13 protein-coding genes are annotated in these 16728 nt (G+C 39.9%); all 13 read right to left on the bottom strand.

Annotated elements, in window-relative coordinates; genetic code table 11:
- Position 1 precedes the first annotated feature (1 nt).
- Positions 2 to 1639, bottom strand: a complete 1638-nt coding sequence (locus tag IGJ11_RS05495; RefSeq protein ID WP_207432364.1) for a dihydrolipoyllysine-residue acetyltransferase — start codon at positions 1637 to 1639, stop codon at positions 2 to 4.
- Between the two features lie 26 nt (positions 1640 to 1665).
- Positions 1666 to 2643, bottom strand: a complete 978-nt coding sequence (locus IGJ11_RS05490) for an alpha-ketoacid dehydrogenase subunit beta (RefSeq protein WP_010737448.1) — start codon at positions 2641 to 2643, stop codon at positions 1666 to 1668.
- 2 nt (positions 2644 to 2645) lie between these two features.
- Complete coding sequence (gene pdhA, locus IGJ11_RS05485; RefSeq protein WP_010719372.1) at positions 2646 to 3755, bottom strand: pyruvate dehydrogenase (acetyl-transferring) E1 component subunit alpha; 1110 nt, start codon at positions 3753 to 3755, stop codon at positions 2646 to 2648.
- Between the two features lie 458 nt (positions 3756 to 4213).
- Positions 4214 to 5641 carry a PLP-dependent aminotransferase family protein gene (locus tag IGJ11_RS05480; RefSeq protein WP_207432548.1) on the bottom strand — a complete coding sequence of 476 codons (1428 nt, stop codon included), beginning with the start codon at positions 5639 to 5641 and terminating at the stop codon, positions 4214 to 4216.
- 116 nt (positions 5642 to 5757) lie between these two features.
- Positions 5758 to 6735 carry a GMP reductase gene (gene guaC / locus IGJ11_RS05475; protein WP_010719374.1) on the bottom strand — a complete coding sequence of 326 codons (978 nt, stop codon included), beginning with the start codon at positions 6733 to 6735 and terminating at the stop codon, positions 5758 to 5760.
- 217 nt (positions 6736 to 6952) lie between these two features.
- Positions 6953 to 7468, bottom strand: a complete 516-nt coding sequence (locus IGJ11_RS05470; protein ID WP_207432366.1) for a hypothetical protein — start codon at positions 7466 to 7468, stop codon at positions 6953 to 6955.
- 108 nt (positions 7469 to 7576) lie between these two features.
- A complete protein-coding gene (locus IGJ11_RS05465; protein ID WP_207432368.1) occupies positions 7577 to 8491 on the bottom strand; it encodes an aldo/keto reductase in 915 nt (304 codons plus the stop codon).
- A 119-nt stretch (positions 8492 to 8610) separates the two neighbouring features.
- Positions 8611 to 9885 (bottom strand): phosphoribosylamine--glycine ligase, encoded by a 1275-nt coding sequence (purD, locus tag IGJ11_RS05460; RefSeq protein ID WP_207432370.1) that lies wholly within the window; start codon positions 9883 to 9885, stop codon positions 8611 to 8613.
- Between the two features lie 17 nt (positions 9886 to 9902).
- Entirely contained in the window at positions 9903 to 11438 is a 1536-nt protein-coding gene (purH, locus tag IGJ11_RS05455) for a bifunctional phosphoribosylaminoimidazolecarboxamide formyltransferase/IMP cyclohydrolase (protein WP_207432372.1), read from the bottom strand.
- On the bottom strand, positions 11431 to 12024 hold the full coding sequence (gene purN / locus IGJ11_RS05450; protein ID WP_010719379.1) for a phosphoribosylglycinamide formyltransferase: 594 nt from the start codon (positions 12022 to 12024) through the stop codon (positions 11431 to 11433). Before purN ends, purH begins: the two co-directional genes overlap by 8 nt.
- Positions 12021 to 13064, bottom strand: a complete 1044-nt coding sequence (gene purM, locus IGJ11_RS05445; protein ID WP_010719380.1) for a phosphoribosylformylglycinamidine cyclo-ligase — start codon at positions 13062 to 13064, stop codon at positions 12021 to 12023. Before purM ends, purN begins: the two co-directional genes overlap by 4 nt.
- A gap of 13 nt (positions 13065 to 13077) precedes the next feature.
- Entirely contained in the window at positions 13078 to 14520 is a 1443-nt protein-coding gene (purF, locus tag IGJ11_RS05440; RefSeq protein ID WP_176581759.1) for an amidophosphoribosyltransferase, read from the bottom strand.
- On the bottom strand, positions 14505 to 16727 hold the full coding sequence (gene purL, locus IGJ11_RS05435; RefSeq protein WP_207432374.1) for a phosphoribosylformylglycinamidine synthase subunit PurL: 2223 nt from the start codon (positions 16725 to 16727) through the stop codon (positions 14505 to 14507). Before purL ends, purF begins: the two co-directional genes overlap by 16 nt.
- Between the last annotated feature and the right edge of the window lies 1 nt (position 16728).

The raw sequence follows: 16728 nt of genomic DNA, 5'->3' as shown, positions 1-16728 counted from the left end.
ATCATCCTTCCATCATCAATAACTCAGGATCAGCTAAAAGTCGTTTGATATTGTTCATTGCTTGTTGAGCTGTTGCTCCGTCTACGATACGGTGATCAAAGCTTAAGGAAAGTTTCATCACTCGTCCAACAACGATTTCACCTTCACCATTAACAATCGGTTGTTGTGCAATTGTTCCCACACCTAAAATTGCTACTTCAGGGTAGTTGATTACTGGTGTAAACCAACCACCACCTACAGAACCAATATTACTGATCGTAATAGTGCCATTTCGCATATCTTCAGCTGCTAATTTACCTTCATGAGCTAGTTTTGCTTTTTCATTGATTTCATCCGCAATCGCAAACATCCCTTTACGGTCTGCATCTTTTACATTTGGTACATACAAGCCATGATCTGTATCAGTTGCGATTCCGATGTTATAGTAATTTTTATAAACGATTTCTTGGTTCGCATCATCAATTGACGCATTCAAAATAGGGAATTTCTTTACAGTAGCAGTTAATGCTTTTACTACGTATGGCAAGAAAGTCAATTTTGTCCCATTCGCAGCTGCCACTTCTTTAAATCTCTTACGATTATCCCAAAGTTTAGAAACCTCTACTTCGTCATGTAAAGTAACATGTGGCGCTGTTTGCTTACTATTAACCATTGCTTTAGCAATCGCTTTACGTGTCGGTGTCATTGCTACACGTTCTTCCAATTCACCTAAATTAGATTTGAACGCTTTTGCTGGTGCTGCTGGCTTGCTTTCAGCTTTCGCTTCAACCGCTTTTTCTGACGCAGGTGCAGCTGATTCAGCTGATGCTGTTTGACTCGCATGCCCACCTGATAGATAGCTTTCAATATCTTCTTTTGTCACACGTCCACCTTTACCAGTTGCAGTGACTTGTGTGATATCCACGTCTTTTTCACGAGCAAATTGTCGAACTGATGGCATAGCCAAAACACGTTTGTTAGGATCAGCTGCCTCAGCTACTGATGCTGAACCAGAAGTTTCTACTTTAGCATCAGTTGATTCAGCTGTTTTTTCTGATGTAGTAGAAGGCGCACTATTATGTCCTGGTGCATCGATTTCTACTAATACATCACCAACAGTTGCAACTGTTCCTTCTGATACCAAGATGTTTTTAACCGTTCCAGTCACTGGTGACGGGATTTCTTCTACCGATTTATCGTTTTGTACTTCTAACAATGTGTCATCTTCATTGATGGTATCGCCTGGTTTCACAAACCATTTAACGATTTCACCTTCTGCGATTCCTTCACCAATATCGGGTAATTTAAATTCAAAGACCCCACCATCGGCACTAGCTTCAGTTGGTTCAGCAGCTGGATGTTCAGGTGTTTGCTCTTTCGCTGCTACTCCAGCATCGCCACTTGTTTCATTGTCTTCATGTCCTGGTGCATCGATTTCTACCAGTACATCGCCAACATTCGCGACTGTTCCTTCAGGTACGATGACGTTTTTCACTGTCCCAGTAACTGGGGATGGAATTTCTTCTACTGATTTATCATTTTGAACTTCTAATAACGTATCATCCTCATTGATGGTATCGCCTGGCTTGACAAACCATTTGACGATTTCGCCTTCTGCGATTCCTTCACCAATGTCAGGTAATTTAAATTGGTATGCCATGATTTACTTACGTCCCTTCTTATTTCTTAGAATTCTGCAATTTCTTTGACTTTTGCTTCAATATCAGCCGCATTTGGTAACCAGATGTTTTCAGCTTGTCCAAATGGAAAAACAGTATCTGGTGCTGCTACACGTCCAATTGGTGCTTCTAATGAAAGGATCGCACGTTCTGAGATTTCAGCAATCACTTGGGCACTTACACCTGCTTGTCGTTGCGCTTCTTGAACGACTACCACACGACCAGTTTTCTCAACTGATTGAATGATTGTGTCAATATCTAGCGGTGCGACTGTTCTTAGGTCAACGACTTCTACTGAAATATCCTCTTTCGCAAGATTGTCAGCTGCTTTGATCGCTTCACGAACCATTGCGCCATAGGTAATGATTGAAACGTCTGTTCCTTCACGAGTAATTGCCGCTTTGTCCAATGGTACTTCATAAGCTTCATCTGGAACTTCTTCACGGAATGAACGATAAAGTTTCATATGTTCCAAAAATACAACTGGGTCATTGCTGCGGATAGAAGAGATCAATAATCCTTTTGCATCATAAGGATTTGATGGAATGACTACGCGAATTCCTGGAGATTGAGCAATCAATCCTTCTAAGTTATCTGAATGAAGTTCTGGTGTGTGAACCCCACCACCAAATGGTGAACGAATCGTAATCGGTAGATTTCTAGTCCCACCCATTCGATATCTTGTACGTGCCATTTGTGCGACTACTTCATCCATGGCTTCAAAAATAAATCCAAAGAACTGAATTTCAGGTACTGGACGAAAACCTTCTAAAGCTAACCCAAAACTCATACCAGCAATCCCTGATTCAGCTAATGGGGTATCGAAAACGCGTTCTTCGCCAAATTTTTCTTGCAATCCTTCCGTTGCACGGAAAACTCCACCGTTTTTCCCAACATCTTCACCAAAAACGATTACGTTCTCATCATTTTCAAGTTCAAGTGCTAGGGCATCTGTGATTGCTTGAATCATTGTTTTTTGTGCCATGATTATTTCGACTCCTTCGCTTCATAGATTGCAATTTGTTCTTTAATTGATTGTGGTGCCACTTCAAACATATTTTTTAAGAAATCAGAAACTTTTTGTTTTGGAATCTTATCTGCTTCAGCAATCGCTGCTTTGATTTCCTCTTTTGTTTGTTCAATTACTTGTTCTTCTTTTTCTTCTGACCATAGACCTTTTTCTGTTAGGTAGTTACGGAAACGGATCAATGGATCTTTTTTCTGCCATTCGTCATCTGTTTCTTTTGAACGGTAACGAGTTGGGTCATCTCCTGATAAAGTATGCGGACCATAACGGTAAGTCAATGTCTCAATCAAGACTGGACCATTCCCGTTGATTGCCCAATCACGTGCCATTTTAGATACTGTATAAACTGCTAATGGATCCATACCATCTACTTGGATCCCTGGAATCCCGGCTGCCACAGCTTTTTGCGCTAATGTTTTAGCAGCTGTTTGTTTTTCACGAGGTGTTGAGATCGCAAAGCCATTGTTTTGGATATAAAATACAGCATTTGCATGATAAGCTCCAGCAAAGTTGATTGCTTCATAGAAATCACCTTGAGAAGAGCCGCCGTCACCTGTATAAGTGAAGACCACATTTTTTTTGTTTCGTTTTTTCAATCCTAAAGCCACACCAGCTGCTTGGATGTACTGCGCACCAATAATGATTTGTGGTGGTAGAGCTTTCAATTCTTCTGGATAAAAATTCCCTGCCGCATGTCCTCGTGACCATAAGAAAGCTTGTGCTAAAGGCAATCCGTGTTTTACTAATTGGGGAACATCACGGTAACCAGGAAGTAATACGTCTTCTTTTTCAAAAGCAAATGCACTTGCAAGTTGGCTAGCTTCTTGACCAGCTGTTGGTGCAAAGAATCCTAGACGTCCTTGACGGTTTAAAGCTGTTGAGCGTTGGTCTAATACACGAGACCAAACCATGCTAGTCATTAATTCTACTAATTGTTCATCTGATAAATCAGGAACAAGATCAGGGTTTACTACTTTACCATTTTGGTCAAGCGCTTGGTATACTGGAAAATCTGAATTGACTTCATCTAATAACGCATTAAAGTCTAGTGGTAATTTCTTTTTTGCCATTTGTACACATTCCTCTCTCATCATATAAGAAAATCTCATCTTTCTGCGATTGAAACAGATATATAAACTGTATCAATATCCAACCGTCTTCTTTTATAAATTATCATGGATCATTAAGAAATACAAGCTAAAAGCAAAAAAATTCACGTTTTTAAAAATTTGTAATAATCCGCTTAACCACGCAAATAGTGAACAACCTCACAATCAAGAAAGCGGTTTACATCTTTTGTACAAAATTAGTCCTGATTTTCTATCTACTCCTCTCTACTGTTATCATTGAATCCGCACATTGTTATACCTTATTCCAACAAACAGAAAAAATTTTTTATTAATTAGTGATTTTCTTTACAATCATCCCTCTTTTAATTTTCTACTATATGTGTATTTTTTTCAATTAAAAAGCAACAGCAAGGAATCTCCTTAACTGTTGCACATGAACCTGCTCTTTTGATCATGAATTAAACGGATAAACGTTTTGCTAATTTTGCCATTTCCGCTTGAAAAAATGGCAGCCTTTCTTCAGTTAAACGACTAAAATTGATACGCAACCCGTTGGTCTCTTCTCCAAACAAAAAACTTGGTGCAATGCCTAACCCTGAGCGGATCAATTCTTCCGCAATATCTCTTGTCAATCGCTGTCCTTTCCACGTAACCCACGCATAGTACCCACCATAAATGGGCCAGACTTCAAAAAAGTTTTGCGTTTTTTCCCATTCAACCAGCGTCAGACTTCTTTTGTATAATTCTTCCCTCACAATGGCGATCTTTGTGCTATAACTTTCTTCAAATACAGTCATCGCCACATTTTGGGGAAAGATGCTCATCGAAAATTCCATCATTTCCTGCGCTTTCGCTAAGCGGTCGATAAAGGAACGCAGCCCAACGATCCAACCTATCTTGGTCGTTTGTCCTAATACCCTAGATAATGATCCGACATATAAGACGTTTTCCGGATCAATCGAATGAATCGCAGTTGGTTTATGCTTTTCACTATCATGAAAGGATAAGTCACTAAAAACGTCGTCTTCAATGATCGGTAATTGATAGTTGCGACAAAGGGTCACTAATGCTTCGCGACGTTTTTGGGACATCACTTTCCCTGTTGGATTTTGAAAGTTTGGATTGACTAAGACAGCTTTCAATTTATTTTTCTTGATCAACACTTCTAGCTTATCCAGCTCAATACCTTCGCTATCCATGGGTACACCAAATAGACGAATCCCTGTCGCTTTAAATAAGGACAAACGATATAAAAACGAAGGCGCTTCTACCGCAATAGCATCACCACTAGATAAAATCGTCTGTAAAATTAGAAAAATAGCCTGTTGGCCCCCACTCGTAACTAATAATTGCGTTTTAGTAAAATCAAAATAAAACTCTTCGCTCAAGTAATTTTTTATTTTTGCTACTAATGGAAGATAACCTAGACAGGTGATTTGTTGCTCTTTTTCAATAATCTCATTCATTGAGTATGCTGGAAATTGAACGTTTGGTAATAAGTCTGTAGGCATCTCGCTCGAAAATAAATCGAGAAAATAAGGGTTCAGTTTTCCTACTTCGATCATTTTTTCATAACTATCATCGATTTGTTCATAGCGTTGAGAAAATAATTCGCGCCAATTCACTCTCGGGACAGAATACCGCCCCCATTCGGTTTGATTCACAAAACGTCCACTGCCTCGGCGACTGATAAGAACGCCAAGATCTCGTAATTCATCCAACGCTCGAACCACAGTGGTGCGATTTGTTTGAAAAATAACTGCCAATTTTCTTTCAGAGGGCAAGGGTACGTTGGGATCTAAATTCCCATTTTCAATATTTTTCATCACCTGATCCATAATTTGTCGATAAATTGGTCTTTGTTTCTTATCTATGACTTCCCACATGTTCTTCTCCATTCCTCTTTCTTCTACTGCCTATTTTATCTTATAAAAAAGGGATCGAAAAGCAAAGAAAAAGCAAAGCATGATGCGAGAGCATCTACTTTGCTTTTTAATAGCTATTAAATGGTATCTCCGTTAAAAATGGAGTTTTTAACAATCACATAATCTACTTTGCGAATAGCTTCAATATCTTTCCCACCCGCATAAGAAATAGAAGATTGTAAATCTTGTTGCATTTCAACCAACGTGTCTTTCAAAGACCCTTTATGTTGGATCCAAATTTTCTTACCTTCTACATTTTTCTTTTCACCTTTTTGAAACTCGGAGGCAGAGCCGAAGTATTCTTTGTACACTACGCCATTTTCCACCATTGTCTCACCAGGCGATTCTTCATGTCCGGCAAATAGCGAACCGATCATAACCATTGTTGCGCCAAAACGAACGGATTTTGCAATATCACCATGGGTACGAATACCCCCATCAGCAATAATCGGTTTTCTGGCAGCTTTCGCACACCATCTTAAGGCAGCAAGTTGCCAACCACCGGTACCAAAACCGGTTTTGATTTTTGTGATACAAACTTTACCAGGTCCAATTCCAACCTTTGTTGCATCAGCTCCGGCATTTTCTAATTCCCGAACAGCTTCTGGTGTCCCAACGTTTCCTGCAATAACGAACGTTTCTGGTAAATGTTTTTTGATATGTTGGATCATTTCAATCACCGCATTTGAATGACCGTGCGCAATATCAATCGTGATATAATCAGGAACTAAATTTAACTGTGCTAATTCTTCAACAAATGAATATTCTTCTTGTTTTACGCCAACACTGATTGAAGTAATCAATTGTTGCTCCTTCATTTTTTGCACAAAGGGGATTCTTGCTGCTTCATCAAATCGATGCATAATATAGAAGTAACCATTTTCTGCTAAAAATTGTGCAATTGACTCATCGATGATCGTTTGCATATTCGCAGGGACAACAGGCATTTTAAAAGTATGCTTTCCTAGTGTCACTGTCGTGTTACATTCTGAACGGCTACTTACAATACATTTATTAGGAATGAGTTGGATATCTTCGTAATCAAACACTTTCATGGACATGATCCTCCTGATGTTCGAATTCAGTAAAACACGAACATTATTTGCTTTTTGGGTGTTTATTTTTAGCACCTTATGTAATTTACCGTATTTAAACTAAAAAATCAAGGGGAATATAAACAAAAAAATAAAAACTCCTTAATCTGAAATAACACTGTCTAGCCATCAAACTTTTCGACAAATAAACAATCAGCTGTTTGTCGCTTATAGCTACTCAATCTCTACCAGGTGGTTCATTCTTTTGTTGATTTCCAGCTTCTTTTGATTGGTTTGTTTTCTCTTGATCGTTTTTATTCAGAGTTCCGGTTTGAACGAGTGTCTGTTTAGCGCCAGTGATAATGGCATTCAACCTTTTATAAACTTGATTTTGATTATCAGGGTTTTCTTTATCTTTAGATAACTTTGTTTGCGAAATGTTCGAACTTTTTTCTAGCTCTTTTTCTCTATCCTTTTTGAATTTCTCCATACCAGCAAGTACTTTAGGGCTAAAATAGCTTTGCGCTATTTCTTGGATCATTCCAAGTAGAGCTCTATTAGGTTTATTTGATTTTGCAGATTTCGTTTTATTTATTGCGTGTGTCATTACTCCAAGACTATAGCGTTGGGGGTCTAGTTTTAGATTGCCTTTCGCTTCTTTACCATCACTGACATTTTCATACGCTGCTCTATGAGCGTTTAGCTCACTTTCTGGCACTGACGAATTATTGTCCCATTTATTTAGATATCCCATTTTACTCCCCTTTTCGTAGATTCTTAGTGACGTTCCTCGCATCAATATATGTAGAAGTCATTAGCGAACAAGCAACTAATGACTGTTTCATTCAATGTTTTTTCATGTCTATGGTAGGATATTGCCAGCTTCGCGATACAGCGCATACCAGTCTTCACGACTCAGTTCAACGTCTGATGCTTGTGCAATTTCCTTGATTCGCCCTACATTCATCGTTCCTGCAATCACTTGGATATTCGCAGGATGGCGTAAAATCCAAGCTGAAGCTAAACCTGTTGGTGTTGTATGATATTTGTCAGCAAGTTCTGCTAATTTTTGATTCAATTTAGGAAACTTTTCGTTACCGATAAATACCCCTTCAAAAAAACCATATTGATAAGGCGACCATGCTTGGATCGTCATTTCATTCAAACGTGAATAATCCAAGACACTACCATCGTGGTCAACGCTAGCTTCATCTGTCATATTCACATGGATCCCTTGATCAATCATTCCAGAATGTTTCAATCCAAATTGCAATTGGTTGATCAACAAAGGTTGTTTGACGTATTTCTTTAGCAATTCGACTTGCATTGGTTTCTGATTACTTACACCGAAATAACGTACTTTACCTGCCTTTTCTAATTCATCGAATGCCTCTGCCACTTCCTCAGGTTCAACTAAAGTATCTGGACGATGTAATAGCAACGCATCAACATAATCCATTTTTAACCGTTTTAAACTACCTTCCACTGATTCAATGATGTGCTTTTTGGAAAAGTCAAACATCACACCAGGAACAATCCCACATTTTGTTTGAACAAATAGATCTTCTCTCTTTATTGAAGTTTTTGCTAACGCACTAGCAAAGATGGTTTCACATTCTCCACCACCATAGATATCCGCATGGTCAAAAAAATTGATACCGTTATCAAAAGCAGTTTCAATAATACGTTCTGGATGTTCAGCGCCATTAATCCTCATACATCCGAGAATGACCGACGACACCTTTTGATTTGAAGTTCCCAATTGAATCTGTTTCATTAAAATCATTCCTTTCTTTCCCATTAGATTTTAACACATTTACTTCAAAAAGGGGGCAAAAAGAGGCATGCCACTTTTTTCTCAAAAAAGAAAAAAATGTTATCCCCCTTTTTGTTGCGCTAGTGATTCTTAGAAAAAACGTTGATTGCTTTCATTCCAATATCTTTCCGATAAAATGTCCCCTTTGTATCTTTTGATTCTAACACGTTGTATATTTTTTCCCTCGCTTCTTCAATTGTTTCCCCATAGGACTCCACTAAGTAGATTCGACCACCTGAACCTTTTAAATTTCCTTTTTCCTCTTGAACACCCGCATAATAGACAGTTGCCTCCTCTTCAGGAAAATCGGGCAAATCCATAGCGGTTAAATACTGATTAGGATAACCTTCTGCTGCAACTACAACCCCTAAACGATATCCAGTTTCCTCCCAAATTAAATGAACCGGCTTATGGTCTAACAAATCAGTGATCACTTGCGCCAAGTCACTCTTCAATCGAGGTAAAATGACTTGTGTCTCAGGATCGCCAAATCTCGCATTAAATTCAATCACTTTCGGTCCATCTGAAGTGGCGATCAATCCTGCATACAATACACCGATAAACGGACGACCAATTTCGCTCATCCCTTTAACTGCAGGTTTTATTACTTTTTCGATTCCCGCTTCAATGATCGCTTCAGAAATATGAGGTACTGGAGAATAGGCACCCATCCCCCCAGTATTCGGCCCTTGATCTCCATCATACGCTCGTTTATGATCTTGTGAGATTTCCATTGGATAAACTGCTTCGCCATCCACAAACGCTAATAAAGAGAACTCTTCTCCTTCTAAAAATTCTTCCACAACGATTTGATGTCCACTTTGTCCAAAGCGATGTTTTTCCAGCATATCGCTGGCTGCCTGTAACGCTTCGGCTTTTGTCATCGCTACGACCACGCCTTTGCCAACAGCTAAACCGTCCGCTTTGATCACAATTGGGGTGCCCTTCTCTTCGATATATCGTTTGGCTTCAAGATAACTGGTAAAAGTTTTAGATTCAGCAGTTGGAATCTGACAACGCTCCATCAATTCTTTGGCGAAACTTTTAGATCCTTCAATCAATGCAGCAGCTTTCGTCGGACCAAATATTTTTAATTCCGCTTGCTTGAAATCATCCACGATCCCGTTTAACAAAGGAATTTCTGGGCCAACAAAACTCCAAGTAATTGATGCTTTCTTAGCAAACTCGATCAATCCTTGATGATCAGTTTCTTTAATATCAACGATTTTGACCCCATCACGTGTCATGCCAGGATTCCCCGGAGCACAATAAACGTTTTCGACTAGCGGACTTTGTAAGATTTTACTCGCAATCGCATGTTCACGCCCACCAGATCCTATGATCAATATATTCATTTCTTACTCCTTCTATCTTAATGTCTAAAATGACGGACGTTCGTAAAGACCATGGCAATTCCATATTTATTAGCCATATCAATCGACGCTTGGTCCTTGATACTTCCACCAGGCTGAATGATCGCCTTAATTCCGTGTTTAGCTGCATATTCCACCGAATCATCCATTGGGAAATAAGCATCGCTTGCCAAAACAGCTGATTGCGCTTTTTCTCCAGCTTGTTCAATTGCAAGTTCGACGGAACCGACACGATTCATTTGTCCTGCGCCAATCCCTAGTGTCTGATAGCGGTTGCTTACAACGATCGCATTTGATTTGACGTGTTTAACAGCTTTCCAAGCAAATGCTAATGCAGCCATTTCATCAGCTGTTGGCTGACGATCGGTTACTACTTGCCATGTAGTTGGTTCTTCCATTGCTGTATCTTTTTCTTGGACGAGTAAACCTCCAAGAACTGAAACAATTTCATTAGATGCTTTTGTTAATTGCGAGTTAAAGTCAACCGTTAATAATCGTAAATTCTTCTTGGCTTTTAAAACTTCTAGACTTTCTGGTGTATAAGACGGTGCAATGATAATTTCTAAAAAGAGTTTATGCATTTCTTGAGCTGTTGCTAAATCGACTTCCCGATTCAATACCACAATCCCACCAAAAATCGAAACAGGATCTGCTTCATAAGCTGCTAGCCAAGCATCGAAAATCGTGTGAGCTGAGCCAATACCACAAGGATTCATGTGTTTGAGTGCTACGACTGTTGGTTCTTGGTATTCACTCATGATCCGCAAAGCAGCATCTGCATCACGAATATTATTAAAAGATAGTTCTTTTCCATGAAGCTGTTTTGCTTGAGCAATCGAATAACGTTCTGGTAGAGCAGATTGATAAAAGACAGCTTGCTGATGACTATTCTCGCCATAGCGGAGGTCTTGCTTGCGTTCAAAAGTAAGAGTCAATTTTTCCGTCTTTTCTTCCTTCACTTGCTCCGTTAAATATTGAGCAATCAATGCATCATAGGCTGCTGTGTGACGAAATACTTTCGCTGCCAGTTTCTGACGTGTCGCTAGAGAAGTAGTCCCTTGATTTCTCAGTTCATCTAAAACAATTGGATAATCGTTCGGATCAACGATCGCCGTGACAAATTCATGGTTTTTGGCAGCACTACGCAACATACTTGGTCCACCAATATCAATATTTTCAATGGCTTCTTTTTCACTAACATCCGGTTTCATGATTGTTTCTTTGAAAGGATACAAATTGACGCAAACAAAATCAATCGGCAAAATCTCAGAAGCTGCCATTGCATCTCTGTGACTAGCAAGATCACGACGTGCTAATAATCCCCCATGAATCTTAGGATGCAAAGTTTTGACACGTCCGTCCATCATCTCAGGAAAGCCAGTGACATCTTCGATTGCGATGGTTAAGATTCCCGCTTCATCAAGTGCTTTTTTGGTTCCCCCAGTTGAAATAATCTCAATTTCCAAAGCTTGTAATCCCTTGGCAAATTCAACAATTCCTTTTTTATCCGATACACTTAACAACGCTCTAGTCATTTTTTTCTTCCTCCACTTTTTGCATTTCTTTGATGACTGCTTCGATTATTTTAGGATAGGTCTGATGTTCGATTTGATGAATCTTTGCTTCTAAGCTATCCAATGTGTCTTCTTTCGTGATCTCTATGGTTTCTTGGTGAATGATTGGTCCTGTATCTATCCCTTTATCAATGTAATGAATCGTTATACCTGTTTCTTTGACTTTCGCAGCAAACGCATCACGAATCCCATGTAAGCCAGGAAAATCAGGTAAAAGAGAGGGGTGGATATTAATGATCCTTGACTCATAAGCATTCAATAAAGTCGGACCAATAATCCGCATGTATCCTGCTAATACAATGAGTTCAATTTCTTTTTCCACTAGGATCTCTAAAATTTTTTCTTCATATTCTCTTTTAGATGAAAATTCTTTTGGTGAAAAAAAATGAAATGGTACATGTAACTTTTCTGCCCGTTCTAAGACAAAAGCATTCGGCTGGTCACAAAAAAGCCATTCAAAGGTATCTGGCAACTTATTTTCCCGAAAATAGTCAACTAAAGCTTGAAAGTTGCTGCCATTTCCTGAAGCAAATACGGCAATCTTCATTTTTCTTCCTCATCAAACAACACTGTTTTATTTTTTAAGGGAACTACTTCACCGATTCGATAAACCGCTTCTCCTTGCTCATTGATTTTTTCAATGACTTCATCGACTTGAGAAGCTGCTACTGCTACAACCATTCCAATACCCATATTAAAAATCTCAAACATCTCTTGTTCAGGGATTTCACCTAAACGTTGGAGACAATCAAAAATCGGCAAGCTAGGCCATGAACCTAATTGAATTTGCGCGGCCGTTCCTTCCGGCAACATCCGAGGAATATTTTCTACGAATCCACCACCAGTGATATGTGCCGCACCTTTGATCTTTTGTTCTTTTATGATTGGCAGCAAAGCTGATACATAGATTTTTGTCGGCTTTAACAATTCTCGGTCCAGTGTTTCAGACAGACCCTCTATCTGATCGGTTAATGTGTAACTATTTTGTTCAAAAAACACTTTCCGAACCAATGAATAGCCGTTTGAATGAATCCCGCTAGAAGGTAAACCTAACAGAACATCACCAACTTCGATTTCACTTCCTGTGATCAATTGCGACTTTTCTGCAACCCCAACTGCAAAACCAGCAAGATCATACTCATTTTCCGCGTACATTCCTGGCATCTCTGCGGTTTCGCCACCGATCAACGCAAGATTACCTGCTACACAACCATCCGCCACGCCAGCGACGACTTTTTCTAATTTTTGTGGATCATTTTTTCCAGTAGCTAAATAGTCTAAGAAATATAAAGGTTCCGCACCTTGAGCTAAAATATCATTGACACACATCGCCACACAATCGATTCCGATTGTTTCATGTTGATCCGCTTCGATGGCTACTAACAATTTTGTTCCTACCCCATCTGTCCCTGATACCAAAACTGGTTCTTTTAATTGGTAAGAACTTAAATCAAAACAGCCACCAAAACCGCCTAAAGCACCCATTACCCCTAGTCGCTCTGTTTTTTTCACGTGTTTCTTGATTCGTTCTACTACTTCATAGCCAGCTTCTACATCCACACCAGCATTCGCATAGGCATTGCTCATGTTACTTCCTCCTTTATTGAAAAAAAGATACTTTTTCTTTCAATGATTCACGGTATTTTTCTTCATAGTCGTATAAAGGCGTCGGATAATCACCATTAAAATAAGCCATACATAACCCAGAATAAGGAGCTGCTTCTTTTAATCCGATTGCTTGGATCAACCCTTCCTCACTTAAAAATTCCAATGAATCTGCTTCAATACATTGTCTGATTTCTTCGATACTATGATTCGCTGCAATTAGTTCTTTTCTCGTTTGAATATCGATGCCGTAAAAACAAGGATATTTTAACGGTGGTGAAGCAATTCGTACATGTACCTCTTTTGCTCCTGCCTCTTTTAATAGACGTACGATTCGCCGGCTCGTTGTTCCTCTAACGATTGAATCATCCACCATCACGATTCGTTTGCCTTCAACAACTCCTCTGACAGCCGAAAGTTTCATCCTGACACCCTGTTCCCTTAATGCTGGTGTAGGTTGAATAAAGGTTCTGGCAATGTATTGATTTTTTACTAGTCCAATCTCATAAGGGATGCCACTAGCTTCGGCATAGCCACTGGCTGCTGATAGCGAAGAATTTGGAACACCTACAACCATGTCAGCATCAATTGGCGCTTCCTGTGCTAAATTTCTCCCCATATTTTTACGAGCAGTGTGTACATTGACACCAGCGATATTTGAATCTGGTCGTGCAAAGTAGATATATTCCATGGAACAAATCGCTAACTGGGTTTCGGTTGTATAAGTATCGATCGTATAGCCCGAGTCATCAATGATCACTACTTCCCCTGGACGAACATCTCGAATAAACCGCGCACCTATGACTTCCAGTGCACAAGTTTCAGAAGCAATCACATATGCACCATTTTTCATTTGACCGATTGCCAAAGGTCGAAAACCATTCGGATCAAGAGCGGCGATCATGGCATCTTCTGTTAAAAGCAAATAGGCAAAACCGCCTTTCACTTCATTTAATGCTTCTTTTAAACGATCGAGTAATGTTGTTTTTTTACTTCGACGAATCAAATGCATCAAAATCTCTGTATCTGAATTGGAATGGAAAATCGCACCGTCTTTTTCTAACGACGTTCTCAATGAACGGGCATTCGTAAGATTACCATTGTGAGCTAGACCGATTGACTGATCATAAAATTTAAATAAAAAGGGTTGGATATTGTCCACACTACCATTACCTGCTGTAGCATAACGCACATGTCCAATCGCTGCTTGTCCAGAGAGTGCAGCTAGCTTTCTTTGATCTTTGAAAACTTCTGAGAGTAAACCTAGATCACGGTGTCCTAATAGTTTCCCTTGATCATTTGAAACGATCCCGGCACCTTCTTGACCACGATGCTGAAGACTATGAAGCCCGAAATACGTTACACTCGATGCTTCTTGATGTCCCCAGACACCGAACACCCCGCATTCTTCATTTAAACTTTTTACTTCATAAGACATTCGATTGCGTCCTCCCAGCATTTTTTAGCTGTTGTAACAGCTAGATGGATTTCCCCATCACTTGCTTGGATCACGATATTACTTGACTCAGTCACTTTACCGATACAACTTGCTTTTTCGCCCATCAAACGTTCAAATTCCTCACGATCTTCTGGAAGGATGGTGACCACAAATCTTGATTGTGTCTCTGAAAAAAGTTGTGCTGTCGTCAGATTTACTGTGACATCTAATCCCAATTGGGTACCAAAAGCTGCTTCAGCCAACGCCACAGCCAAACCGCCTTCCGAACAATCATGCGCACTGGTTACCACTCCTGCTTGAATAGCCGCCAGTAGACTTTCTTGGTTTTGTTGTTCCGTCAATAGATCAAAATGCTCGATGTCCCCTTCAATTTTTCCTAATTGCATTTTTTGCAATTCACTACCATTGAAATCGTCATAAGTTTCACCAACAAGATAAATCAAATCATCCGCCATTTTGAAAGATTGAGTGGTGATGTGTTGGTGGTCTTCGATCAATCCGACCATGCCGATCATCGGGGTAGGATAAATCGCTTTGCCATCCGTTTCATTGTATAAAGAAACATTCCCGGAGATCACAGGTGTCGCAAAGACTTCACATGCTTTGGCAATCCCGTCTGCTGATTTAACCAATTCCCAAAATACTTCTGGTTTATCAGGAGAACCATAATTCAAACAGTCTGTGATTGCTAATGGGCGTCCGCCGCTAGCAACAATGTTTCTGGCAGCCTCTGCAACAGCGATTTGCCCACCTATCTCAGGATTCAAGTAAAGGTAGCGGGCATTACAGTCAGTCGTCATAGCAATTGCTTTTTCAGTTCCACGAATACGCAATACGGCAGCATCACTTCCAGGGGAAACTACTGTATTGGTTTGTACTTGAGAATCATAGGTTTCATAAATCGCATGTTTTGAAGCTATTGTCGGTTGTTTCAATAAATCTAGCAATAATTGATTCGCATCTTCAATGATTGGTTGATATTGCCCTAACTGTTTAAATTTTTCGATTCGAGCGGGTTCTTGCACTGCCTTTTCATAAACAGGTGCATCTTCGGCTAAGGCATCAACTGGTAAGTTAGCTACTTCTTCCCCATGATGGTACAAGCGATACAAGCCATCATCGGTGACTTCTCCAATCGTAACAGCATCCAAATCATATTTTTTAAATAATTCTTTGACTCTTTCCTCTGCCCCAGCTTTTACACAAATCAACATTCGTTCCTGTGATTCTGAAAGCATCATTTCGTAAGGAGTCATATTTGTTTCTCGTTGTGGTACATCATCTAATGTCAAAATCAAACCAGATCCAGCTTTTGATGCCATTTCTGAACTTGAAGAAACCAATCCGGCAGCGCCCATGTCTTGGATTCCTACTAAAATGTCCGCATGTTCCAGGATCAATTCTAAGCAAGCTTCAAGTAATAGTTTTTCCATAAAAGGATCGCCTACTTGGACTGCGGAACGTTGCTGCTCTTCTTCTTGACTGAACTCTTCTGAAGCAAAAGTCGCACCGTGAATGCCGTCGCGTCCTGTTTTCGCACCGACATACATGATCGAATTACCCACACCAGAAGCTTGCCCTTTTTGAATGTCTTTGTGATCGATTAACCCTACGCACATGGCATTAACTAACGGATTCCCTTCATAACAAGGATCAAACGCTACTTCTCCTCCAACCGTCGGTATTCCGATACAATTACCATACCCAGAAATCCCTGCGACTACTTCTTCCAATAAGTACTTGGTTCGTGGTTGGTCTAACTCGCCAAAACGTAAGGAGTCAAGTAAAGCAATCGGACGTGCACCCATACTGAAAATATCACGGATGATCCCACCAACACCGGTTGCCGCCCCTTCATAAGGTTCTACTGCTGAAGGGTGATTATGACTTTCCGCTTTAAACACAACTGCTTGACCATCACCGATATCCACGATACCAGCTCCTTCTCCTGGACCTTGAAGAACATGCGGTCCACTTGTTGGGAATTTTCGTAAAATCGGTTTTGAATTTTTGTAAGAACAATGTTCACTCCACATGACTGAAAACAAACCTGTTTCGGTGTAGTTAGGCATTCTCCCCAATATATCTTCTTCGATCATTCGATATTCTTCATCTGTCAATCCCCATTCAGCATAAACTTTCTTTTCTTTGATCTCTAAGGGACTTGGTTCATTCCGTGTTTTCATC

The organism is Enterococcus sp. DIV0691 (genome assembly GCF_051711145.1).
Classification (GTDB): domain Bacteria; phylum Bacillota; class Bacilli; order Lactobacillales; family Enterococcaceae; genus Enterococcus_B; species Enterococcus_B hirae.
This window is presented reverse-complemented; position numbering and strand designations above follow the sequence as displayed.

What these genes read in the sequence shown, in the direction of transcription:
- IGJ11_RS05495 (WP_207432364.1), bottom strand. Translation starts at nt 1,639, where the DNA reads ATGGCATACCAATTTAAATTACCTGACATTGGTGAAGGAATCGCAGAA.
- IGJ11_RS05490 (WP_010737448.1), bottom strand. Translation starts at nt 2,643, where the DNA reads ATGGCACAAAAAACAATGATTCAAGCAATCACAGATGCCCTAGCACTT.
- pdhA (WP_010719372.1), bottom strand. Translation starts at nt 3,755, where the DNA reads ATGGCAAAAAAGAAATTACCACTAGACTTTAATGCGTTATTAGATGAA.
- IGJ11_RS05480 (WP_207432548.1), bottom strand. Translation starts at nt 5,641, where the DNA reads ATGTGGGAAGTCATAGATAAGAAACAAAGACCAATTTATCGACAAATT.
- guaC (WP_010719374.1), bottom strand. Translation starts at nt 6,735, where the DNA reads ATGAAAGTGTTTGATTACGAAGATATCCAACTCATTCCTAATAAATGT.
- IGJ11_RS05470 (WP_207432366.1), bottom strand. Translation starts at nt 7,468, where the DNA reads ATGGGATATCTAAATAAATGGGACAATAATTCGTCAGTGCCAGAAAGT.
- IGJ11_RS05465 (WP_207432368.1), bottom strand. Translation starts at nt 8,491, where the DNA reads ATGAAACAGATTCAATTGGGAACTTCAAATCAAAAGGTGTCGTCGGTC.
- purD (WP_207432370.1), bottom strand. Translation starts at nt 9,885, where the DNA reads ATGAATATATTGATCATAGGATCTGGTGGGCGTGAACATGCGATTGCG.
- purH (WP_207432372.1), bottom strand. Translation starts at nt 11,438, where the DNA reads ATGACTAGAGCGTTGTTAAGTGTATCGGATAAAAAAGGAATTGTTGAA.
- purN (WP_010719379.1), bottom strand. Translation starts at nt 12,024, where the DNA reads ATGAAGATTGCCGTATTTGCTTCAGGAAATGGCAGCAACTTTCAAGCT.
- purM (WP_010719380.1), bottom strand. Translation starts at nt 13,064, where the DNA reads ATGAGCAATGCCTATGCGAATGCTGGTGTGGATGTAGAAGCTGGCTAT.
- purF (WP_176581759.1), bottom strand. Translation starts at nt 14,520, where the DNA reads ATGTCTTATGAAGTAAAAAGTTTAAATGAAGAATGCGGGGTGTTCGGT.
- purL (WP_207432374.1), bottom strand. Translation starts at nt 16,727, where the DNA reads ATGAAAACACGGAATGAACCAAGTCCCTTAGAGATCAAAGAAAAGAAA.